Below are 23,323 nucleotides of genomic sequence, written 5' to 3'. Positions count from 1 at the left end.
GATATACTTTCAAAACGAATAAAAATTATTCCTCGTCTGAAATTCACATTATTCCTTACAAAGGAAAATCAATTTAAAGCTATTCTAAATTAAAGCTCTGGTATTAAGTTCTTATCTTTAACTACGACCTAACATCACATACAATCAAAATTATGGAGCATATCGTTATTATAGGAAACGGAATTTCTGGTGTTACAGCCGCAAGACATATTAGAAAACTTTCGGATAAAAAAATCACCGTTGTTTCGGCTGAAACCGATTACTTCTTTTCTCGAACAGCACTCATGTATGTTTATATGGGACACATGAAATTTGAGCATACACAACCTTATGAAAATTGGTTTTGGAAGAAGAATAGGATTGAGCTTAAAAAGGGTTATGTAAAACAAGTTGAAACCGAATCTAAAACACTTCATTTCGCAGCAGGCGACACCCTTAAATACGATAAATTGATTATTGCCACAGGAAGCAAACCGAATAAATTTGGATGGCCAGGGCAAGATTTAGAGGGCGTTATGGGCATGTATCATAAACAAGATTTGGAAAGCCTTGAAAAATACGCTCCAAATAATAGTATTTGTAAACGTGCTGTAATTGTTGGTGGAGGCTTGATTGGTATTGAACTTGCTGAAATGCTAAACTCTCGAAACATTCCCGTTACATTTTTAGTACGTGAAGATAGCTTTTGGAATGGGGTATTGCCCGAAGGTGAAAGTGCCATGATTAACAGGCATATAAAAAATCATCATATTGATTTACGATTGGGCATGAATTTAAAAGAAATTAAAGCAGATGAAAACGGTAAAGTAAAATCGATTATCATTCAGGAAACTGGCGAAGAAATTGATTGTGATGTGGTTGGATTAACTGCTGGCGTATCTCCTAATATTGATTTTATAAAAGATTCAAATATTGAAACTGGTAGAGGCGTAAAAGTAAATCGTTATTTAGAAACTAACAGTCCCGATGTTTACGCTATTGGCGATTGTGCTGAACAACATGAAGGTATAAATGGACGCAGACCTATTGAAGCCGTTTGGTACACAGGGCGTATGATGGGGGAAACTTTAGCACAAACCATTTGTGGAAACAGAATTCAATACAACCCTGGACATTGGTTTAACTCTGCTAAATTTCTAGATATTGAATACCAAACCTATGGTTGGGTGTTTTCTAAACCCCGAGAAAACGAGAGGCATTTTCATTGGAAACATGAAGATGACACCAAATGTATTACCGTTTGTTATGATAAAAACACGAATGCATTTTTAGGCATTAACACCTTCGGGATTAGAATGCGACATGAAACATTTGACAGATGGCTTACTGAAAAACGTGATGTTGATTATGTGATGAATCATCTCCCTGAAGCAAATTTCGACCCTGAATTTTATAGTTATTTTGAAGCTGAAATCCTTTCAGTTTACAACAAACAATTACAAATCGTATAAGCATGAGCAATAAAATAAATCATAGTATGGCTTTAGCAAAACCAGATGCTACAGATATTTCAAACAAACAAAAAATAGCATTAGCCATTGGTATTATTGGGTTGTTTATATTAACCCTAGCACTTTTCAATACCAATTTTCCAAATAAAGGATTATTCTTAACGCTAGCCTTAGGACTAATAACGCTTGGTACAATAATCTATTCTAGAGACGCCTACTTAACCAAATTAGAAGGCATAAAAAACGATGGTGTTTGGTTTAAATCTGTTTCCTCAAGAGGCATTTGGGGGTGGATTGTTGGCGTTATACTTACAACATTTTATATTGTTTTATACTTTTACCCAAAATATTTAGGGCTAGGAACAAATGGTGCAGAAAACACAGGTTTAATAAGTTTATTCGACCCCTTAAGCAACTTATTAAGTGGAAGACCCGCAAGTCAATGGTTTGTTTACGGAACACTTTATACGGTTGCTATTTTAGCTTTCGGCTATAAATTCATATTAAAATACAGACATAATCGCTATCAACAATTACGCACGGGTTCTGTAATGTTTTTTCAATTAGGGTTTGCCTTTTTGATTCCAGAATTTATGTATGTAATGAATAACGATTTACCGTATTACGATTTAAAATCGATGTGGCCACTTAACTACTATATTTTTGATGAATGGTCTGTAAAAGGATTTCTTTCAAATGGAAATATAGGTTTAGCATTAATTGTTTTTGGTATTCTTTCCATTTTTGTGATTTCTCCAATTTTAACTTACAAATACGGAAAACGCTGGTATTGCTCTTGGGTTTGTGGCTGTGGAGGTTTAGCTGAAACTGCGGGTGATGCATTCAGGCAATTATCCTCTAAAAAAATGTCCGCTTGGAAATTAGAACGCTGGTTAATTCATACCGTTTTAGTGTTTTCAGTTGTGATGACAACCGCTATGATTTACACCTATTTAGGGTATAGTAAAAATGATTTTTGGCTAACAAGAGGGCTTTTTATTGCTTTAGTTATTGGTTTCTTAAGTATAGTTTTTGCTGGTGTTATGTTCTTTAAAAGACAAGAATTAGGGAAAGATGCAAAATACGGAGCAATAGGTTTCTTCATAGTCATCGCAGTATTATTGATTATGCATTTTACAGGAACTACAAATCATGTTTTTTATATTAAAGGAAGTACTTTACGCGCTGCTTATGGCCTATATATTGGATCCATATTTTCAGGAGTTATCGGCACAGGGTTTTACCCTATTTTAGGAAACCGCTCTTGGTGCCGTTTTGGTTGCCCGATGGCTTCAATATTAGGATTTCAACAACGTTTGTTTTCAAAATTCAGAATTACAACCAATGGCGGGCAATGTATTTCATGCGGAAACTGCTCTAACAGTTGTGAGATGGGAATAGATGTAAGACACTATGCCCAGAAAGGAGAAAACATTGTACGTTCTAGTTGTGTAGGTTGTGGTATTTGTTCTGCGGTATGTCCAAGAGGTGTTTTAAAACTTGAGAACGATAGTATGGAAGGACGAATCAACCCTACTGAAATTTTATTAGGGAACGATGTTGATTTGATGGATTTGGTAAACAAAAAATAAATACATTTTGAAGTCACTTATTTTAATCCCCGGTATGATTTTCTTATTCACTTTAACTAGTAATGCCCAAAAAACATACAAAAAAGTTTATTATGCTAATGGGCATTTAAAGGCTGAAGGCTGGATTGAAAATGGTGTGAAAATTAACTATTGGCACTTTTACCGAGAAAATGGTACTAAGCATAGTGAAGGGCATTTTATTGATGGCAAAAAAAATAATTGGTGGTTGTTTTATGATGACATGGAAAAAGTAAATCATAAATGCCAGCTTGAAAACAATCAAAAAAACGGATACTGCTTGATGTACAACAACGAAAAATTAGTTTCAGCAAGAAAATATAAAAACGGGAAACAAATAAAAGAATGGACTACCTTTGTATCTTTTAAAAGAGAAAACAAACTTAGCGACTTGATATGACCCATATAAAAGTCATCATTCCTGCCTATAACGAAGCTGATTCTATAGCAAAAGTTATACGTGATATACCTAACATAGTAGAAGAAATAATTGTTGTTAGTAACAATTCTAGCGACAACACCGAAACAAATGCTAAAAAAGCAGGAGCTACAGTTCTAGTTGAATCAAACAGAGGTTACGGATATGCTTGTTTAAAAGGAATGAATTATATCTCAAATCAACCTGATAAACCAGATATTATTGTGTTTCTAGATGGAGACTACAGCGACTACCCAGAAGAATTAACCAAAATTGTGGCACCTATTATTAACGACAATATTGATTTTGTAATAGGTTCAAGAGTCAAACAACTAAGAGAAGTAGGCTCAATGACCAAGCCTCAAATATTTGGCAATTGGCTAGCGACTAACTTAATGAAATTATTCTTTGGAGCAAGATTTACAGATCTCGGGCCATTTAGAGCTATTAAATACCAAAAATTACTTGCTCTTAATATGGAAGACAAAACCTATGGCTGGACAGTAGAAATGCAGCTAAAAGCACTTAAACAAAAATTTACATATACCGAAATACCAGTAAATTATAGAAATAGAATTGGTGTTTCAAAAGTGTCAGGTACGATAAAAGGTGCTATATTTGCTGGCATAAAAATTTTAGGTTGGATTTTTAAATACAGCATTAAAAAATGATTTTAGAAACAGTAGTCATAATTATTTATTCTGTTGCACTTGTACTCATATTTATGTATGCATTGGCGCAATTAAATTTACTATTTAACTACCTGTCTTCAAAAAAAATTAAAGACAATTGCCCAAAGTTTAATTTAAATAATCCAGACGAAACACCATATATTACCATTCAGCTTCCAGTTTATAATGAGATGTACGTTATGGAACGTTTGTTAGAGAATATTGCCAAAATTGAGTACCCAAAAGACAAGCTGGAAATTCAAGTACTAGACGATTCTACTGATGAAACTATTGTAACAACTCTCAAACATATTGAAAAACTTCAAGCTACTGGGCTAGATATAGTTCATATTACAAGAACTAATCGTACTGGTTTTAAAGCAGGAGCTTTAAAGGAAGGGTTAAAAATTGCCAAAGGAGAAATTGTTGCCATTTTTGACTCCGATTTTCTTCCAAAAAAAAATTGGTTACAACAAACAGTTCCTTATTTTAAGGATAAATCTATAGGTGTTGTTCAAACCCGTTGGGGACATATTAATCGTAATTATTCCATCCTAACTAGAATACAGGCTTTTGCGCTGGACGCTCATTTTACTTTAGAACAAACAGGAAGAAACAGTAAAGGACATTTTATTAATTTTAATGGAACTGCTGGTTTATGGCGTAAAGAATGTATAATAGACGCTGGAAACTGGGAAGGTGACACACTTACTGAAGATTTAGATTTAAGTTATCGAGCACAATTAAAAAATTGGAAGTTTAAATACTTAGAAGATGTTGAAACGCCTGCCGAACTCCCTGTGGTTATTAGTGCAGCTCGTTCGCAACAATTTAGATGGAATAAAGGAGGCGCTGAAAACTTTAGAAAAATGCTTGGTCGGGTAGTAAACAGTAAAAATATTTCTACTAAAACTAAATTACATGGCATATTACATTTACTGAATAGTACCATGTTTTTAAACGTACTTATTGTAGGTGTTTTTAGTATTCCTATGCTCTACATTAAAAATGAATACGAACACTTGAAGCCATACTTTTATGTCATGAGCTTTTTTGTTGTAAGTAGTATAATATTTTTTATATGTTACTGGTTTATGTACAAGAATATTTATGGAGGCGGCATTAAAAATTTTATAAAATATGTCGGGATGTTTTTTGTGTTTTTCTCAATTGCCATGGGCTTTTCTCTTCATAATTCTATAGCTGTATTAGAAGGGCACTTAGGTAAAAAAAGTGAGTTTGTTAGAACGCCAAAATTCAACATAAGTAAATATAAAGACAATTGGAAAAACAATAAATACATGAAAAAAACTGTTTCAGTTCATGTTATTTTCGAAGGCTTACTTACTCTTTATTTTGGGTTTGGAATGTATAGTGCATTTATTGTTGGTAATCAAGGAGGTGATTTTGGCCTCTTTCCTTTTCATTTAATGCTCTTTGTGGGTTTTGGTTATGTGTTTTTTAAATCTTTGGCTTCGAAAGTTTAAACGTTTAGTTTAAAATTATTCTATTTAATAACCAGCAGCCTGCCCATCTTTTCTGCTCTCAGATGCACCTCTATATACTTTATTTCTAGCATCCCATAAAATAGCTTGGTAACCCCCATAACCTCCTAAACCAAATCCTACTTTATGCCGTTTCTGCATTAAACCTCTTACTGTTTTATAAGGTATTCTAGATTCAATATGAATGGTACCTGTGCCTTCTGCTGGTTCTCCTGTTGGTGTTGATGTACCAGAATGATTCCAACGTGGTGCATCTCCTGCCTCTTGAATATTCATACCAAAATCAACAATGTTCATAATTATTTGAGTATGTCCCATAGGTTGAAAATCGCCACCCATAACGCCAAAGCTTAAAAATGGCTCATCATCTTTTGTTACGAATGCAGGAATAATAGTGTGAAAAGGTCTCTTACCTGGCTCATAAGTATTAAAATAACCACGTTTTAAATTAAATAACTCCCCTCTATTTTGAAGCATAAAACCTAATTTTGGCGGTGCCATTCCAGAGCCCATACCGCGGTAATTGCTTTGTATAAAAGAAACCATGTTACCCTCTTTATCGGCAGTGGTTAAATAAATAGTTTCACCCGCACTTATTTCGCCTGCTTCATATTTTGAAGCATTAGCAGTTATTAATTTTCGTCTTTCATTTGCATAATCATCCGAAATTAGTCTCTCCACAGGTACTTTTGCAAAATCCATATCGGCATAGTACTTAGCGCGATCTTCAAAAGCTAGTTTTTTTGCTTCTGTAAACAAATGAAGATGTTCGGCACTTCCAAATTCAATATTTGAAAAATCAAATCCTTCTAAAATTTGTAACATTTGCAAAGCAGCAATTCCTTGTCCATTCGGTGGTAATTCCCAAACATCATAGCCTCTATAATTAACTGAAACAGGATCTACCCATTCGCTTTTATGATTTTTTAAATCATCCATTGATAAAAAGCCGCCTTGAGATTTTATAAAATCTACTATCTTTTGTGCTATATCTCCTTTGTAAAACACATCTCTTCCGCCATTTGCTATTTTTCGATAGGTATTTGCTAAATATGGGTTTTTAAAAATTTCTCCTTCTTTTGGTATTTGTCCATCAATCATATAATTATCCTCAATGTTTGGATAATTAGACGCTTTAAATCTTTTTACACTTAAACTAAAATAATGTGCTATAAGTTCTGATAGAGGAAATCCATTTTCGGCATATTTAATAGCAGGCTCCAAAATATCTGTCATTGGCAAAGACCCAAATTTATTGTGCAATTCAAACCAGCCATCTACTACTCCAGGAACGCTTACTGGCAAAGGTCCGTAAGAGGGTATTTTAGTTAATTTATTCTTTTCAAAATATTCTAATGTCAAGTTCTTAGGTGAACGGCCACTAGCATTAAGTCCATACAATTTTTTGGTTTTAGCATCCCAAAGAATGACAAATAAATCGCCCCCAATTCCGCAACCTACAGGTTCCATTAAACCTAAAGCAGCATTAGCTGCAACGGCTGCATCAATAGCATTCCCTCCTTTTTTCAGGATATCTAAACCTACTTGTGTAGCTAGTGGATGGCTGGTAGCTACCATACCATTTTGGGCAATAATTTCGGAACGAGTAGACCAAAGCTCTCCAGTTATTCTATCTTGAGCATTACATAATAAAATTGAACAAAATAAAAACAAAACTAATTGATACTTTTTCATAAAATTGAATTATAAATAATTAGAAGGAGACTTAACGAATTTACTCGTTTTATTTAAGACTATCAAGTAAGTATTTGTTAAGAAACCCAACAAACAAATAACAACTATATTTGAAGCATGCTTTTGAATTCTACTTTCTTAAAACTAAACAGAACACCAATTCTATTAGTACTCTCTAGTTTACTATTCTATTTCTCTTTTGCTTATGATTTGTTGCGTACAGATTATATAAAGTTAATTACGCTCTATGTAGCCTTGTTCTTCTTATTCTATAAACTAGTGCAAATACTTAAGCATAACTTAAAAATACTTACCGTCTTAGCTTTTGGATTTCGAGCAATTTTTATTTTGGCTATACCAAATTTATCCCAAGATTTTTATAGATTTATCTGGGATGGTAGAATGATTTTAGAAGGTTTTAATCCTTATTTACAAACAGTTGAATCTTTTATTTCTAAGGGTCAACTTCTAGTAGAACAAGCACAAGAACTTCGCGAAGGTATGGGAACTCTTAATGCTAGTCATTTTACCAATTACCCCCCTATTAATCAATTGTGCTTTGCGATTGCAGGCATATTTGCAGGCAAAAGTATTTTAGGATCGGCTGTTGTATTACGTTTATTAATAATTTTAGCCGATTTTGGAACACTACATTTTGGTAGAAAATTATTAGAGAAATTACAAATTCCAGCTTATAACATTTTCTGGTATTTATTAAATCCTTTTATAATTATCGAACTCACAGGTAACCTTCATTTTGAAGGTGTCATGATATTCTTTTTAATTTGGAGTTTGTATTTACTTCATATAGGAAAATGGCAATTTGCAGCGGTTGTTTTGGCATTATCAATTTCAGTTAAACTCATTCCGTTAATTTTTCTACCACTATTTTTTCAGTGGTTTGTTAAAGCTAAAAACGAGAGTAAAAAGATTCCAACTCTAATAAATTTGAAAAAACTAATAGGTTTTTATGGAATAGTTGGCACAGTCACACTCTTACTTTTCGCTCCATTTTATTCTTCAGAATTCATAAATAACTACACAACAACTGTGGCTCTGTGGTTTCAAAATTTTGAATTTAATGGTAGTCTTTATTATTTAGCAAGAGAAATAGGGTACACTTTTAGAGGCTATAACGAGATTGCTATAATTGGAAAAACAACAGCAATTATTGTCATTCTATTTGTTATTGCACTAAGCTTGTTTAGGAAAAACAAAACAACTATCGAACTTATAACTGGTATGTTATTCGTATTAACATTCTATTATTTTACGGCAACCACCGTGCATCCTTGGTATATAGCAACGCTATTAATTTTATCGATATTTACAAAATATAAATTCCCGTTAGTCTGGAGTTGCGTAATTATACTCAGCTATTTAGCTTATATACACGTTGATAAGGCAGATAAATCTGAAAATTTGTGGATAATAGCCATTGAATATGCTATTGTTTATATTATGTTTATTTGGGAAATTTTATTTAAAAAAAAACTAACATTTAAAAATTAAAGCATCTTAAGTGTATTCAATTCCTGCTCTGTAAGATGTTTCCAACTACCTCGAGGAATATCTTTTTTTGTAAGATGTCCTATAGCAACACAATCTAAACTTAAAATATCGTATTTGAAATATTCGAAAATAGTACGAATAATTGTGTTTCCGGTGTTCTTAATTTTTAATCCAATTTCTTTTTTGCTAACACCATGGATATAACTTATTTCTTCAACTTCAATTAACTTTCCTTCAACTTTAAATCCATTTTGGATTTTTTTCAAATCTTCCAGCTTAAGGTTTTTATCTAATTCTATATGAAACAATCGTGCTACACCATTTTTAGAGTTGGTAAACTTATTTGCAATGGCATCATCGTTTGTAAATAACAATAAACCTTTAGAATTTCTACCTAAGCGTCCTATAGGTTTTATTTTTGAATTGGTAGCATTGGCTACTAAATCCATAACGGTTCTTCCCTTACCCTCGCTAGTGGTTGTAGCAAACCCTTTTGGCTTATTAAGTAATACGTATGCTTTCTTTTCAGGATTGATTCTAGCGCCATCATACCTCACTTCGTCACCTAACTTAACTTTGTAACCCATTTCTGTAATCACTTTTCCGTTTACAGAAACTAAACCTGTTGCTATATGTACATCTGCTTCGCGTCGTGAACACATCCCCGAATTAGCTACATATTTATTTAAACGAATCTCATCTGGATTTGATAGGTTTTTTAATTTAGGTTCAGCTTTTTTATATGGTGTACTACCTTTAGTAAAACTTTTTTTAAAGTTTTTCTTAGAACCTTTATCTAAAGTTTTCCCTTTTCTCTGTCCGCCTTGTTGTTTACTCATCACTCTAATTTTGCTGCAAAGATATAGTTAAAATTACGATTGGCGTTTTTGAACAGCAATTTTGTTAAATTCTATTTAGCACCAAATCAACATTTATAAGAACGATACAGAAAACACCAGCAACAATGATGAATTTTAAAATATTATGAAGTATTAAATAATGAGTTTTTGTATTAGATTTCCATAGAACAAAAATAAAAACAAACAATAGAGCAATGCAGAAATAGAAATATATAAACATATATCCTATTTCAAAATTAAAAAGAAGTAAGTATGTTGGTATAACTGTTAAAAGCAATAAAACTGTTAGCATAATTTTAGAAACCTTCTCTCCATAAACAACAGGAATTGTTTTATAGTCTTGTGCTAAATCTCCTTTTATATTTTCTAAATCTTTTGTTAGTTCTCGCATAGAAATCATGAGAAATAAAAACACCGCATGAACAAAAATAACTGTCTCGAAATTCTTGTAATACATAAAAATGGCAAAAAATGGCGTTATGGTTAAAACAGCCGAAGTTAAGTTACCAATAAAAGGCAAACGCTTTAGTTTATGTGAATAAAACCATATTCCAAAAATATAGCATGAAAAAAAGATAACAGCTTTAAATGACACATAGCTTGCCATAACAACAGCAATAAAGTTAAGCACAAAATAAAATGAAAGCTTAGTATTCTGACTAACTAATTTATCTAACCTCGATTTAATTGGTCTATTAATTAAATCCTTTTCTGAGTCGTAAAAATTATTGATAATATACCCTCCAGCTATAGTTGCCGAAGATGCAAGTACAATCATAAATAAATTAACATCAAAAAGAACTTCTCTCAAAGGCTTATCGTGCGCCAAAATATAAATAGAAGTAAGATATTGAGCTAGAACTACTATTAAGATGTTGTATCCCCGAACCACAGAAAACATACTAAAAAACTTAAGTAGAACATGCTTGTGTTTTCTGCTTAACATAAAATATTATTTTAATCAGAACCTGAAACTATTTCAGCAATGTACAAAATGAAGATTAAAAGTTATAAACGACTTCTAATTTATAATCTTTAAGCGCTAGTTTCGCTCTATCTATATCCTCGGTAAAACCTAAAATATAACCGCCACCACCTGATCCACAAAGTTTCAAGTAATACTCGTTAGTATCTAATCCTTTTTTCCAAAGTTCATGAAACTGTTTTGGAATCATAGGCTTAAAATGACTTAGTACGATTTTAGACAATTGCTTTGTGTTTTTAAACAACGATTTTATATTGCCCTTTAAAAAGTCTTCAACACAAGCATCGGTATGTTTTATAAACTGGTCTTTCAACATATTACGAAACCCTTCCTGTTTCATGTTTTCCATAAAAAGACCAACCATTGGTGCTGTTTCGCCAATAATACCGCTATCTATTAAAAACACAGCGTTTTTCCCTTCAATATTTTGAGATGGAATACCCGTAGCTTCTATATTATCTTTAGAATTAATAAGAATAGGAATACTCAAGTAACTATTTAAAGGATCTAAACCAGAAGATTTACCATGAAAAAAAGATTCCATTGCAGAAAAAATACTTTTCAACTTTAGAAGTTTTTCTCTAGTTAAATTTTCTAAAACTGTAATTTTATTTTTTGCATACTTATCATAAATAGCTGCGACTAAAGCACCACTACTTCCAACTCCATATCCTTGAGGTATGGATGAATCAAAGTACATGCCTTTTTTAACATCTACGCTAAGTTGTTTACTATCAAACTCAACCAAACTTGAATCGATAGTCAATAAATATTTCGCAAATTGCTTTAAGCTTTCATTAGATTGTTTAACGCGTTCTGAAGAACTTTCATCTAATTTTAAAGCACCATTATAAAAGTTATAAGGAATTGATAAACCCTTGGAATCCTTGATAATACCATACTCGCCGAAGAGTAATATTTTTGAATAAAAAAGCGGTCCTTTCATTTAGCAATTTTGATTTGGAATATAAAGTTACAACTGTTTTGCTCCAAAACCAATTCTGTCACAAATATACTGTCCATTTTGGCAATATGCAACTAATTCATTTTGAATGAATTCTAGACATGTCTTAGTTTCACTTTCTGGATATAGCACATGTACATTTGCTCCCGCATCCAATGTAAAACAAAGTTTCGAGTTTGTTTTCTCTCTATAAGACCAAATTTTATTAATAATTTCTAATGTGTTTGGTTTCATTAAAATAAAATAAGGCATACTAGTCATCATCATAGCGTGCAAGGTTAATGCTTCGCTTTCAACCAATGCTATAAAGGCATCTAAACTACCTTTTTTTAGAATAGACACAACATTCGAAAGGTTTTTATTTGCCTGCTTAAAGCGTTTTTGTGCGAACGGATGCCCATACATTAAATTATGACCAACACTGCTACTCACTTGCTTTTCTCCTTTGTCTACTAATAAAATGGTATCCTGATAATTTTTAAAATTATTATGTATCTCATATGGGTATTTAACTCCAAATAAATCTGAACTACCTTCTATGGTATCGTGCTTTCCCCAAACCACTATATCTCCTTCCAAACTTCTACATGCACTTCCTGAACCTAATCTTGCTAAAAATGATGCTTTTTTTATAAAGAAATCTTCATTGTGAGATTCCTCGACTGCGCTCGGAATGACACTAGATTTAATTAACTCTTTTTCAATACTCATTAAACACAATGCCAAAGCACTCATACCCGAAGCAGAAGAAGCTATTCCTGAACTGTGAGGAAACGTATTGGATGTTTCTATTTTAAAATGATAGTCTTTTAAAAAAGGTAAATAGGTTTCAATTCGGTTAAAGAAAGTTAGAATCTTCGGCTTAAAATCGGTCTTTAGTTGTCCATCTAAAAAAACCTCTAACGAAAAATCTGTATTTAATTGCTTTTTAGAAAAACTAACAGTTGTGGTGGTTTTGCAATTATTAAGAGTAAAGCTTATCGATGGATTCTCTGGAATTTGGTTTTCTTTTTTACCCCAATATTTAACTAAGGCGATATTACTTGGCGAAGACCAAGTGAAACTTCCATTTTCTATTGATTTTTTATAAGGATTTGAAATAAAATCTTTTTCTATCATACTAATTATTCTGCCGACAAAGATAATAACTTTAGCATTGTTTTATAGTTTCTTGCCGTTGCGGTAACTTTTAATTTTCTTTCGAAAAAATTATTACCAAGTTTAGCTTTTCCATAACCTACCGAACTATAAAAATAAACACAACTATTTGCTATTTTAAATTCTTCATTTGGGTATGATATTTTATTTACCTCATCAACTAAAACCTTATCTGGAATGGTATACAGCATCATAAAATAACTGTTTATTTTACTTTCTTCTGGAAACGGAGAGTTATCAAATATTTGCTGTAATTCAAGAGGTGTTTTAACTAAAATAGGGACTTCAAAGCCAAAATGAGATTTGATTGCATTATGAATTTTAGATTGTAATTTTAATTTATCACTCTGGGAAGATTCAAATATTACATTCCCACTTTGAATATAAGTCTGAACATCTTTCAATCCGATTTCAGCCAGAACCACACGCAGATCAGCCATTGGTATTTTCTTTTGCCCACTTACATTTATACCTCTTAAAAGTGCGATATATGTGTTCATCTTTTTATCTTTTAAATACACACCCCTTACTCCCCTCTTGTTAGAGAGGAAACTGTTGTGAGATATTCTTTAAATTTTAATTTTTCATTTAAAAAAATATATGTTTCCCTCCTAACAAGGAGGGAGTAAGGGAGGTGTAAAATCATTTGCTTCAAATCTAAAAATATAATCTTCAATAGCTCTAATTACATTATCAACATCATTCATTATTTGGAAATCTGAAAACCTCAAAACATAAATACCTAATTCATTTAAACGCTTCGTTTTTTTCAAATCCTTTTCATAAACCTCTTGTATTTCATGAGAATAACCATCGCATTCAATCACTAATTGTAGTTTATTACAAAAGAAATCAACAATATATTCATCAATTGGCTTCTGCCGATGAAAATCGTAACCATGCATTTGGTCTCTCCTTAAATACGTCCAAAGTTTTATCTCCGATTTGGTGGAACTGTTTCGAAGTTGTCTTGCTAGTTCCTTAAGTTTTGGATTGTAGTAGATTTTCATATTTGTTCTTTCGACACACCCCCTTAATCCCCTCTTTTTAGAGGGCAAACTGTTGTGAGATATTTTTAGCTGCAATATAAGCACCTGTCCAAGCATTTTGAAAATTAAATCCGCCTGTAACGGCATCAATATTTAAAACTTCGCCTGCAAAATATAAGTTTTCAATTTTCTTGCTTTCAAAAGTTTTAAAATTAACCTCCTTAAGATTCACACCTCCAGCAGTTACAAACTCTTCCTTAAAAGTACTCTTCCCATCCACACTAAAAACGGCTTGGGTAAGTTGATTGGCTAAATTTTCTAATTGTGTTTTATTTAAATCTGCCCATCTGGTGTCCTCATGCATACTAGATGCTATAACCAATTTATGCCAAAGTCTTTTCGGTAAATCGAATTGTGTAGATTTATAAACCGTTTTTTTAGCTAAATCTTGTTTTAATGCTTTTAAGGTTTCCATACAGTTTTCAAAAGACTGCTTGATAAAATTAATTTCTATTTCAAACTTGTAATCTCTATTTGCTAATTCTAAGGCTCCAAATGCTGACAGTTTTAAAATCGATGGTGCACTCATTCCCCAATGTGTAATTAGCAACGGTCCTTCGCTCCATAAATTGGTGTCTAAAACTTGAACTTCAATATTTTTTGCTACAACTCCTGGAATGTCTTTAATTCGATTATCTTGAATATTAAATGTAAACAAAGAAGGCACGGGTTGAGAAATAGTATGCCCTAAATGTTCCAGAATATTCCAGATTTTAGGGTTGCTTCCTGTGGCTACCAAAAGTTTTTCAGAAGAAAAGTCGCCTTGTGTTGTTTCAATTTTAAAAATGCTATCAGGTTTCTCAACCGTTCTAACGGAATGATTATATAGCACTTCAACTCCGTATTTTTCAGCTTCACTTAAAAAACAATCGATAATGGTTTGAGATGAATTAGAAACAGGAAACATTCTACCATCATCTTCAATCTTCAAAGCAACGCCTCGTTTTTCAAACCATTCAATGGTATCTCCTGTCATAAATTGATGAAAAGGACCTAACAATTCTTTTTCGCCCCGCGGATAATTCAAAATTAATTCTTGCGGAATAAATTCGGCATGTGTTACATTACAACGACCGCCACCAGATATTTTTACTTTGGTTAATCCTTCTTTTCCGCGTTCCAGAATCGCAACTTTTAAACTAGGGTTTTGCTCAGCGATATTAATTGCAGCAAAGAAACCTGCTGCCCCACCACCAATAATGATGACATCTTTACGAATCATATTCTATCTGGGTAATCGGAGATAATACCGTCTACACCATACGATTTAATTCGTGCCAAGGGTTTTAAATTATTGACTGTAAAAGCAAACACCTTGTAATTTTGTTTTAGTTCTTCTACAATTTCTGCTGTAAGCATGGTATAATCTGGATGAATAGCAACTGCGTTAACCTTTTTTGCAAAGGTAACGGCACGCTCTATACTACTATCTGTTAGTACTCCAAGAGGTATGTTCTTGTTTATGCTAAAAACCGCTTCTAATAAGTCTTTTTCAAAACTGGAAACTAGCAAATTGCTATAATCCCATCCTTTTTTTTCTACATAAAAAGTTAGTATTCTAGCGGCTTCCTTTGCTGTACCATGGCCTTTTAATTCAACATTAAGCAAACATTTGTTTTCAACTAAAGTTAAAACTTGTGCTAAAGTGGGGATTTCATAATTCCCTTTTGTCTTCAATTTCTTTAATTCTCTATAGGTAAATTTTGAAATTTCTCCAGTTCCATCGGTCATTCTATCTAAAGTAAAATCATGAAAAACAACTAACTCTCCTGAAGCACAGCGATGTACATCAATCTCGATGCCATCAACACCTAATTGTAAAGCTTTTTTTATGGATGCTAAAGTGTTCTCTGCAACGTGCCCTTTTACGCCTCTGTGGCCAATTTTTAAAACAGGTAAATTCATTTATGAATTATAAAAAAGTAAATATTATCTGTGTAAATTTAGCACTATAAAATTTGATTGCCTAAAATGAATAAAATTCTATCACTATTTTTTTTAATTATTTCTAGTTGCGGCACTAGAAAATTGCATGTTATCGCCGATTTACCATCTAGTTTAAAAGAAGCTTCTGCTATTGAAAAAGTTGAGAATTCCAACTTACTTTGGACGATTGAAGATTCTGGAAACAAAAACAATATTTACGGTTTAGATTTAAAAGGAAACATTGTAAAAGATGTAGATATTAGTAATTCCAGTAATATTGATTGGGAAGATTTAACCTCCGACAAACAAGGAAATCTCTACATTGGCGACTTTGGCAACAATAGTAAAAATAGAGACGATTTCACCATTTATAAAGTTTCGGATTTGAAGGCAAATAAAACCAACGCAGAACGTATAAATTTTGTTTTACCAAAAGGCGTTAAACCAAAAGATTTTGAAAGCTTTTTTCTTTACAAAGATTTTTTCTACCTGTTTAGTAAAGAAAACAAATCGAGTATGGTTTTTAAAGTACCCAATGAAATTGGATTACACAAAGCAACGTTACTTAAAAAATTTAACTTAGAAGGTAAGAACCATAGAATTACCTCGGCAGCTATAAGCGATAATGGTAAAACCATAGTCCTCTTAAATCATAACAAACTGTGGGAAATTACAGGGTTTAAAGATGATAATTTCTTTAAAGGCAACATACAAGAATTAAAATTCGACCATAATTCTCAAAAAGAAGGCATTTGCTTTAAGGATGCCAAAACAGTTTATATTACTGATGAAAAAACCAAAGGCGATGGTGGGAATTTGTATGAGTTTAAACTGTAGTTGAATATTACGAAGCTTTTTTTAAAACCCAAACCCCATTCTAAAGGCTAAACGCAACCCATCATTACTATTAAATGCTGATAAATTAAGAGTTATCATATCTGCGGCATTGGCAAAAATACCGCCTCCAAAAGAGTTGTTCCATTTATCGGAATCTTCGCCATCTAACCACACACGACCATAATCTATACCACCATAAATACCTATATTAAGTGGTAATAGGCCTGTTTTAACCTGACGAAGATTTATGCGTACATCTGTGCTTTGCACAAAAGCAGAATTACCTACAAAACGCTCATTTCTATAACCTCGTAAACCATTGTTTGCTCCTAAACTGGCACCTTGATAAAACTCGAAATCATCACCCAAATTAACATGCCCTTTTAGTTTGGTTGCTAGCACCAATTGTCCGCTTGGTATAAGTTTATAATCGAAGGCCAATTCTGGAATAATATAACCAAAACCTTTAGACGTGCTTACATTATTTTTATATCCTGTTTGAATTGCAAACAACATCCCCAGCGTTGGAAAAGCCTCATTATCTGAATTTGCATATTGGTACTTGGCATCTACACCATAAAAATCTTGTTTATCGAATACAGATGTTGGTAAGACTCCCAGCATATCAACAAATCTTCCAGATGTTTTATCGACTTCATTCGATTCATAAGACAGTCCTATCCTCAAGGTAGACCCTAAGTCACCTCTGCAGGTTAACGCTGGTGATACTTTAAAAGTTCTTAGCTTTACACGGTTATAGTCTAAATCGAAATTATCGCCATCTTCGGCTTCTGGATTGATGGTTTCGTTACCAAATCCAAAAAAGTTAACCGCGTAATTTGGACTTGTGAATTTAGTATCAATACTTAAATTCCAATGTCCAACAACATTTGCAAATTCTGCATGATAACCCAAATCGAAACCGCTAGTAGCAAAATAATAAGCTGCAGATAATGTATGTTGCGAACTAAACGGATTACGTTCAAAACCATAGTTAGTAATGGTGTTTACAAAACCAATTTTAAATCCATCATCTGGATTTGCACCCAAAGATGGCACAAACTGATTTGAGCTATTTTTTAACTTCTTGTAATCGTAAACATTGGTTTCGTAATTATCTGTAAGCTTCTTACTCCCTTTGTTAGTAACAAATTCGTTAGATTTCGATTTATGATCGTAAATTTTAAGTTTCTTTCCGTTTGTAATGTTGTAAACGTCTTTATTTTGTCCACCTATTAATCGTATTTTAATAAGTTTATCACCTACTCCAAAAACTTCAAACCGATCATCATCATCTAAACCGTATACCCAAACTTCTTTAGTATGCTCGCAGGTATATGTTCTACTATGAAACATATCTGCTTTTTCTCCTTTCTTTATTCTATAAGCACTTACTTTAGTAGCACCATTTGGCAAACGCTCAATATCGAACCAATCATCTTTATTTGTTCCTTTAACAACTGCGTATTTATTAATGTGATCGTAATAGGCATCGGATATCTTTTGAAGATTTGCACGTCTTCCAATAAGCTTTCGTTTAATTTCTTGAATAGAATTTTGATTCACTTCTGGCGGAAAATTTTTAAATGCTTCATCTATCACATTATTCGTTAAGCCTTCTACAATGCGTGTAACTTGCGCGTCCCAAACTTGCTTATTTGATTGATTGATAAGTGCCATATCTAAAGGGTACGGTTCTAAATTAAACCATTTTGGACTCTTTAATTCTTCATCATAGCTTTGCATCAAACGCAGCGAAGGCACAATTTTAGTTGCTAAACTCAATAAGGCGCCATCGGCCATAATGGAAAAAGCTTGATCGCGATCACGAGGTACAGGTCGGTATATCTTTTTTTCATCTTCATTAAATTCTGCCCATCGCCATTGGTCTTCATGTCTATCCCAATCGCCAATGAGCATATCGAATAAGCGCGCACGAATATAAGATGCTTCATCTAACACAAAATCTTCATCTTTATTTAACTTTTTTAAGACATCGTCGGTACTAATTAGTTCATCTGAAAATCCAAAACTTGCTTTATCACCATGACCTGAATCTGTACGTTCTTCAATCATATATAATTCATCTCCAAACTCACTAGCGAAATGTCCCAAAGCATTTTGTTTAGGCACATAATACAACACTGGATTGGTGTGATAAACACCTACCGCATCAGATAATTTTCCGATAGTGAATGGCGCATACGGGTGTGCCCCAGTAAAGACATCTAGCAACAGCCCTTCTGTATAAGTATCATTGAACTGCCCCTCAATATATTGATCCTTAAATGCTACCGCTTGTAAATATTGAACAGCATTTTTCCGCAATGCGCGCATAACATATTCCCGTCCCTTCTTATCTTTAAAACGTAATGATTTTGATTGATGACCGCCTCCTTTTCTAATGACTCTTAGTCCGCCAAATAGAGTATCTAAATCTACAGTAGGGGCACTAACTTTAGTGCTAAAATCTTCACGATATCGATCTCCCCAGAACATTTTATATAATCCTCCTTTGGTAGTTTCATCATCTGTATAAATTGAAGCGGTTTTATTAGTTGGGTAAGATGTTGGATAGGTATTAAATACTTTTTTATCGTCTTCTTTAAGTACTTGCGTTTGAAAAACCACTTTATCATCAGCATAAAAACGAACATGAGACGATCCATCTTTAAACACATCTAATCGAGCATAACCAGGAGCACCATACGAAAATTGACCACCACCTACATTTCTGGTAGGGTTGGTTTTAGAGCCAGATCCACTTACAATTTGTGGTAGATTATCTTCTATAATATATTGCAGGTTATGGTCGTGACCAGAAACAAAAATTGTTTTATCATTCTCTTGAGACAATGTAATAACACGTTTTCTAAATTCGTTGTAACGCTTATTTTGATCATCTACTGTTATTATGCCACCCGTTTTTCTAATTAAATTCTTTAAAGTTCCAAGAACAGGAATTGGAGACATATGGCTTCCAAAAGAGTATTGTCCACCATGAGAGCCATTTGTAAACATAGGATGATGAAGCGCTATAATGGTGGTTTTACCACGCGCTTTTTTTATTTCACCTTCCAACTCATCAAAAAACTTTTGTCTTGTTTTTATATCGCAATCGTCATTAATAGTTGGATGTTTATCCCAATTGGTCATATACCATTCTGAATCAACTATAATCAAAACAATGTTCTTAGCAATCTCAACTTTTTCAATTGGGCAACCATCTTCAGGTAAAAAGGTGTTTTTTCCAAGCGCATCTTCAATATATTTTTCTTGACGTTTTAAACCTTTTAATCCATTGCTATACCAATCATGATTTCCAGGAATGAAAATTGTCTCACCTTCAAAATCTTTGACTGCATCAATTTGCGTATTGAGTTGGTTTTCTGCCTGAACACGACCTTCTTCTCCTTTTTTAGGTAAGCCCTTGGGGTAAATATTATCACCTAAAAAAATAACAGTGCTATTTTTAGAAGCTTTTGAAAGTTCGGCTTTAAAACTAGTTATAGCGCTAGAAGATTTAGAATCTCCTGCTATTCCCGCATCTCCAATGAGATAAAATGAATGCTTAATTGTTTTATCTGGAAAATTGGACTGTACAGTCTTATCCTTATACTGCAGATTATATGTAGCGCAGGCATTTAGTATAAATATAAGGGCGACTAATATTGCTCTTTTTTGAAATTTCATTGGTTGGTGGATTAATTCAATAAAGATAATGATTAGAAATTTATTTAGTTCCAACTTAACTCACTACGTTCCTCCCAATAGTCTTTTACAGACACCTTTAAACTCTTCAATAAAAGAATGTCATTTTCCGAAAAACTAAAGTCTAAAGCCTTCATGTTTTCCTTGAGCTGAATTATATTTGAAGCGCCACTTAAAACATAAGTAGGTTGTAAATTATCAATCACAAAACGTAATGCAATAGCATCAACCCCCACTTGATACTTTTTTGCTAACTGATTTAAAACCTGATAAGCCTTTTTGTAATGTTTGAATTTTTCATTAATAAAAACCCTTCCATTCGCTAAAGCTTCTTTAATAATGATAACTTTTTCTTGTGACAAAGCAGTTTTCAAAATTTCAAAAGCATCTTGTTCAAACACATTAAATGTTACTTGAAAACTATCAAATAGCGATTTATTTTCAACTTTTATACTTAACGCAGATTCAATCACCTCTTTTTGATTTTCACCACTTGTGGTGATTCCAATTTTTAACCCTGTTGCCTTTTTTATTTGATGTAATTGATTTAAAACAGCTTCGTTTTCAAGAATGCCACTTTCAAAAGTAGTTGAATGCACTTGATAATATTTTAGCTTTGGCATTAGTGCTTTTGATTCTTCCCATTGCTCCTGCAACTTCGCTAACGAATGTTCTTTAATTTCGTGTTTCCCAGAATAACCTAACTCCCAATTAGCTACATAAGTGTAACCCCATTTTGTTCCTAAAACAGCATCTTTATGTTTTCTGGTATCATTCCATTCTTGTAAAAATGCCTCACCTTTTCCATATGAAGGTGCCGTGTCAAAATAACGAATACCTAGGGTATAAGCTTCATCTAAAACCGAAAGCGTGTTCTGTTTAAAAGCTACTTCAGTTTTATCTATAGATTCATCTTCCCTTATATTGATATATTCTGGACGTCCCAAAGCCGCTAGCCCTAAACCTATTTTTGTGTTACTTTTTTTCATTAATTTATAACTTCGGTTTCTATTAAAGTATCGGACATTAAGGTTCTGTGTACTGAACATTTTGAAGCAATTTCTTTGAGTTTTACTTTTTGAATCTCATCTAAATTACCAATAAATTTTAACCGTTTTTGTAAGTGATCTATACGTTTAGGTTTTTCTAAGTCTAACATTAAATCGTCACTATGCTTCTTAGAATAAGTAATATAGACATATACTTCTTGTAAATCCCATTTTTTACGTTCTGCATACATTTTCAAAGTCATAACTGTACACGCCGCTAATCCTGCACTTAAAAAATCGTAAGGCGAAGGTCCAAAATCATCGCCCCCAATACTTGCTGGTTCATCAGCTATAAAATTGTGCTTTTTGGTTTGAATAGACGTTGTAAAATTGTCTTCCACCAAATTTAAATGCGCGACTAATTGTTCTCCTTTGGGGTCTAACATGGTGTTATCCAGAGGCATAAAATAACGATCTGCCCAAGCACCAATAATATTACCAACGTATTTGCTGTCATTAGAATTTGATAAAAGGTGGTCGGCGTTATCCAAACTAATAAAGCTTTTTGGGTGATGTGCATTGTGATATAATTCATGCGCATTATTTATGCCCACCACACCATCAAACGGTGCATGCATAATCAACAATGGCTTTCTTAGGTTTTTAGTAATCTCTGGTAAATTTATTTTATCAAAATCTTCAACAAAACGATTATCTATTTTGAAGGGTCTTCCGCCAATATTCACCTCAACTTCACCTTTTTCTTTCACTTCTTCAATCCCATGAGAAAATAAGTGCGTTACATGATTTACTGTTGATGGTGCTCCTACTGTAGCAACTGCCTTTATGTTTTCTAACTTTGAGGCAGCAACAATAACTGCTGCACCACCTAAAGAATGCCCAACTAATAAGCCTGGTGCTTTATATTGCTTAGTTATATAATCGTTTACTGCTATTAAATCGTCTACATTGGCAGAGAAATAACTCTCAGCAAACTCCCCCTCACTCTTACCTAAACCTGTAAAATCGAAACGCACCACACCAAAACCATGAGACGTTAATGATCGACTAATATTTTTTACCGCAGACAAATTACTATTGCAAGTGAAACAATGCGCAAAAATGGCAAAATAGTGCGGCTTTTGATCTGCAGGTAACTCAAGATATGCCTGTAATTTATGCCCTTTTTTATTCTGAATACTTAGTCGTTCGCGATTCATCTTTTAAATGCTTTAATTTATTTTGGTCTGTGTACTTTGAAAACTTATTCAATAGCATTTGCAGCTTAGGATTGATAAAGCTTTCACAAAACGGTTTTTCTGGATTGTTATAATAATAATTTTGAATTTGCTCTCGCGAGGCTCTAAACCTATCAAAAGGTAAAACCTGTGTAATAAGTTTATTTTGAAATTGGAACTGCAATAGCTCCAAATAAGAATTTATTATATTATTTTGATCTTCTGAAAACGTATAAACCGCAGAACGGTATTTAGTTCGCATAGAATGATTTGAGGTGCTTTTATGCGTATGTAAATGAACTTCTAAAAGAATAGAAAGTGGGATTTTAGATTCATCAAAATATACAATAACCGCTTCTGAGAATTCACTGTTTGCACCAATTGAAGCCACAAAACCTTGCTTTACTTTTAAAACACCTTTTAACGATTGAAATACAGCCTCTGTACACCAATGACAACCACCACCCAACGCTATTTTATTTGATCTATTTATCACAATAATTTTTCAATCCACTTATTTAATTCTTTATCAGATGGATTTCTTAACTTCTTTGCCCCAATTGTAATGGTTGGAAAATTAAGTTTTCTGTTTTCATAAAGATTTCGCAATGTCTCTGCATGCTCAGCTTCTAATTCAACATCTAAAAACTCATATTTCAAATTTAAATGTTCTAGAAACTTTTTATAATATTGACTTTTATGGCACCTTTCGGTGCCATAAAGTTTAATTTCATTTAACATGAC

General features: G+C 33.0%; 21 protein-coding genes. 7 read left to right on the top strand and 14 right to left on the bottom strand.

The genetic code is table 11. From position 1 onward, the window contains the following. Nucleotides 1–152: 152 nt before the first annotated feature. From Q0739_RS05895 to Q0739_RS05875, 5 genes are read left to right on the top strand one after another with little or no spacing between them, the layout of a single operon-like run. The gene (locus Q0739_RS05895; protein WP_298237783.1) at nt 153–1,451 is read left to right on the top strand and encodes an FAD-dependent oxidoreductase; all 1,299 of its coding nucleotides are present in this window, start codon (nt 153–155) and stop codon (nt 1,449–1,451) included. Nucleotides 1,452–1,453: 2 nt separating this feature from the next. Beyond that, a complete protein-coding gene (locus tag Q0739_RS05890) occupies nt 1,454–3,043 on the top strand; it encodes a 4Fe-4S dicluster domain-containing protein (RefSeq protein ID WP_298237782.1) in 1,590 nt (529 codons plus the stop codon). Between the two features lie 34 nt (nt 3,044–3,077). Continuing rightward, on the top strand, nt 3,078–3,461 hold the full coding sequence (locus Q0739_RS05885; RefSeq protein ID WP_298237781.1) for a hypothetical protein: 384 nt from the start codon (nt 3,078–3,080) through the stop codon (nt 3,459–3,461). After that, nucleotides 3,458–4,150 carry a glycosyltransferase family 2 protein gene (locus Q0739_RS05880; RefSeq protein ID WP_298237780.1) on the top strand — a complete coding sequence of 231 codons (693 nt, stop codon included), beginning with the start codon at nt 3,458–3,460 and terminating at the stop codon, nt 4,148–4,150. Before Q0739_RS05885 ends, Q0739_RS05880 begins: the two co-directional genes overlap by 4 nt. Then, nucleotides 4,147–5,637, top strand: coding sequence for a cellulose synthase family protein (locus tag Q0739_RS05875; protein ID WP_298237779.1), 1,491 nt, complete (start codon nt 4,147–4,149; stop codon nt 5,635–5,637). Before Q0739_RS05880 ends, Q0739_RS05875 begins: the two co-directional genes overlap by 4 nt. A gap of 24 nt (nt 5,638–5,661) precedes the next feature. Here Q0739_RS05875 and ggt read toward each other — a convergent pair whose 3' ends face one another. Continuing rightward, the gene (gene ggt / locus Q0739_RS05870; RefSeq protein WP_298237778.1) at nt 5,662–7,350 is read right to left on the bottom strand and encodes a gamma-glutamyltransferase; all 1,689 of its coding nucleotides are present in this window, start codon (nt 7,348–7,350) and stop codon (nt 5,662–5,664) included. A gap of 117 nt (nt 7,351–7,467) precedes the next feature. Here ggt and Q0739_RS05865 point away from each other — a divergent pair, with 117 nt between their 5' ends. Continuing rightward, nucleotides 7,468–8,862: a mannosyltransferase gene (locus tag Q0739_RS05865; RefSeq protein ID WP_298237777.1), complete on the top strand. Its 1,395-nt coding sequence runs from the start codon at nt 7,468–7,470 to the stop codon at nt 8,860–8,862. On the opposite strand, the gene Q0739_RS05860 is transcribed toward Q0739_RS05865, so the two are convergent. The 8 genes from Q0739_RS05860 to Q0739_RS05825 form a co-directional block, all read right to left on the bottom strand. Then, nucleotides 8,859–9,701 (bottom strand): pseudouridine synthase, encoded by an 843-nt coding sequence (locus Q0739_RS05860; protein WP_298237776.1) that lies wholly within the window; start codon nt 9,699–9,701, stop codon nt 8,859–8,861. The genes Q0739_RS05865 and Q0739_RS05860 overlap by 4 nt on opposite strands. Nucleotides 9,702–9,765: 64 nt before the next feature. Further along, a complete protein-coding gene (locus Q0739_RS05855; protein WP_298237775.1) occupies nt 9,766–10,668 on the bottom strand; it encodes a geranylgeranylglycerol-phosphate geranylgeranyltransferase in 903 nt (300 codons plus the stop codon). 55 nt (nt 10,669–10,723) lie between these two features. After that, nucleotides 10,724–11,653 (bottom strand): mevalonate kinase, encoded by a 930-nt coding sequence (locus Q0739_RS05850; RefSeq protein ID WP_298237774.1) that lies wholly within the window; start codon nt 11,651–11,653, stop codon nt 10,724–10,726. 27 nt (nt 11,654–11,680) lie between these two features. Continuing rightward, nucleotides 11,681–12,790, bottom strand: a complete 1,110-nt coding sequence (locus Q0739_RS05845) for a diphosphomevalonate decarboxylase (RefSeq protein WP_298237773.1) — start codon at nt 12,788–12,790, stop codon at nt 11,681–11,683. A 5-nt stretch (nt 12,791–12,795) separates the two neighbouring features. Beyond that, a complete protein-coding gene (locus Q0739_RS05840) occupies nt 12,796–13,329 on the bottom strand; it encodes a DUF1697 domain-containing protein (protein ID WP_298237772.1) in 534 nt (177 codons plus the stop codon). Nucleotides 13,330–13,440: 111 nt separating this feature from the next. After that, the gene (locus Q0739_RS05835; protein ID WP_298237771.1) at nt 13,441–13,839 is read right to left on the bottom strand and encodes an endonuclease domain-containing protein; all 399 of its coding nucleotides are present in this window, start codon (nt 13,837–13,839) and stop codon (nt 13,441–13,443) included. A 37-nt stretch (nt 13,840–13,876) separates the two neighbouring features. After that, a complete protein-coding gene (locus Q0739_RS05830) occupies nt 13,877–15,100 on the bottom strand; it encodes an NAD(P)/FAD-dependent oxidoreductase (protein WP_298237770.1) in 1,224 nt (407 codons plus the stop codon). Continuing rightward, a complete protein-coding gene (locus Q0739_RS05825; protein WP_298237769.1) occupies nt 15,097–15,783 on the bottom strand; it encodes a glycerophosphodiester phosphodiesterase family protein in 687 nt (228 codons plus the stop codon). The genes Q0739_RS05830 and Q0739_RS05825 overlap by 4 nt, the downstream gene beginning before the upstream one ends. Nucleotides 15,784–15,849: 66 nt before the next feature. Here Q0739_RS05825 and Q0739_RS05820 point away from each other — a divergent pair, with 66 nt between their 5' ends. Next, nucleotides 15,850–16,641 carry a hypothetical protein gene (locus Q0739_RS05820; protein ID WP_298237768.1) on the top strand — a complete coding sequence of 264 codons (792 nt, stop codon included), beginning with the start codon at nt 15,850–15,852 and terminating at the stop codon, nt 16,639–16,641. 21 nt (nt 16,642–16,662) lie between these two features. Here Q0739_RS05820 and Q0739_RS05815 read toward each other — a convergent pair whose 3' ends face one another. The 5 genes from Q0739_RS05815 to Q0739_RS05795 are packed head-to-tail and all read right to left on the bottom strand — an operon-like array spanning nt 16,663 to nt 23,320. Continuing rightward, nucleotides 16,663–20,334, bottom strand: a complete 3,672-nt coding sequence (locus Q0739_RS05815) for a metallophosphoesterase (protein ID WP_298237767.1) — start codon at nt 20,332–20,334, stop codon at nt 16,663–16,665. Between the two features lie 44 nt (nt 20,335–20,378). Then, nucleotides 20,379–21,341 carry an aldo/keto reductase gene (locus Q0739_RS05810; RefSeq protein WP_298237766.1) on the bottom strand — a complete coding sequence of 321 codons (963 nt, stop codon included), beginning with the start codon at nt 21,339–21,341 and terminating at the stop codon, nt 20,379–20,381. Beyond that, nucleotides 21,341–22,561 (bottom strand): bifunctional alpha/beta hydrolase/OsmC family protein, encoded by a 1,221-nt coding sequence (locus tag Q0739_RS05805; protein WP_298237765.1) that lies wholly within the window; start codon nt 22,559–22,561, stop codon nt 21,341–21,343. Before Q0739_RS05805 ends, Q0739_RS05810 begins: the two co-directional genes overlap by 1 nt. Then, nucleotides 22,530–23,072 carry a peptide-methionine (S)-S-oxide reductase gene (locus Q0739_RS05800; RefSeq protein WP_298237972.1) on the bottom strand — a complete coding sequence of 181 codons (543 nt, stop codon included), beginning with the start codon at nt 23,070–23,072 and terminating at the stop codon, nt 22,530–22,532. The genes Q0739_RS05805 and Q0739_RS05800 overlap by 32 nt, the downstream gene beginning before the upstream one ends. After that, nucleotides 23,072–23,320, bottom strand: coding sequence for a glutaredoxin domain-containing protein (locus Q0739_RS05795; RefSeq protein WP_298237764.1), 249 nt, complete (start codon nt 23,318–23,320; stop codon nt 23,072–23,074). Before Q0739_RS05795 ends, Q0739_RS05800 begins: the two co-directional genes overlap by 1 nt. Nucleotides 23,321–23,323: the final 3 nt, after the last annotated feature.

It is taken from the genome of uncultured Algibacter sp. (genome assembly GCF_947487605.1).
Classification (GTDB): Bacteria; Bacteroidota; Bacteroidia; order Flavobacteriales; family Flavobacteriaceae; genus Algibacter_D.
The sequence above is the reverse complement of the archived record's forward strand: the minus strand, read 5'-3'. Positions and strand labels throughout refer to the sequence as shown.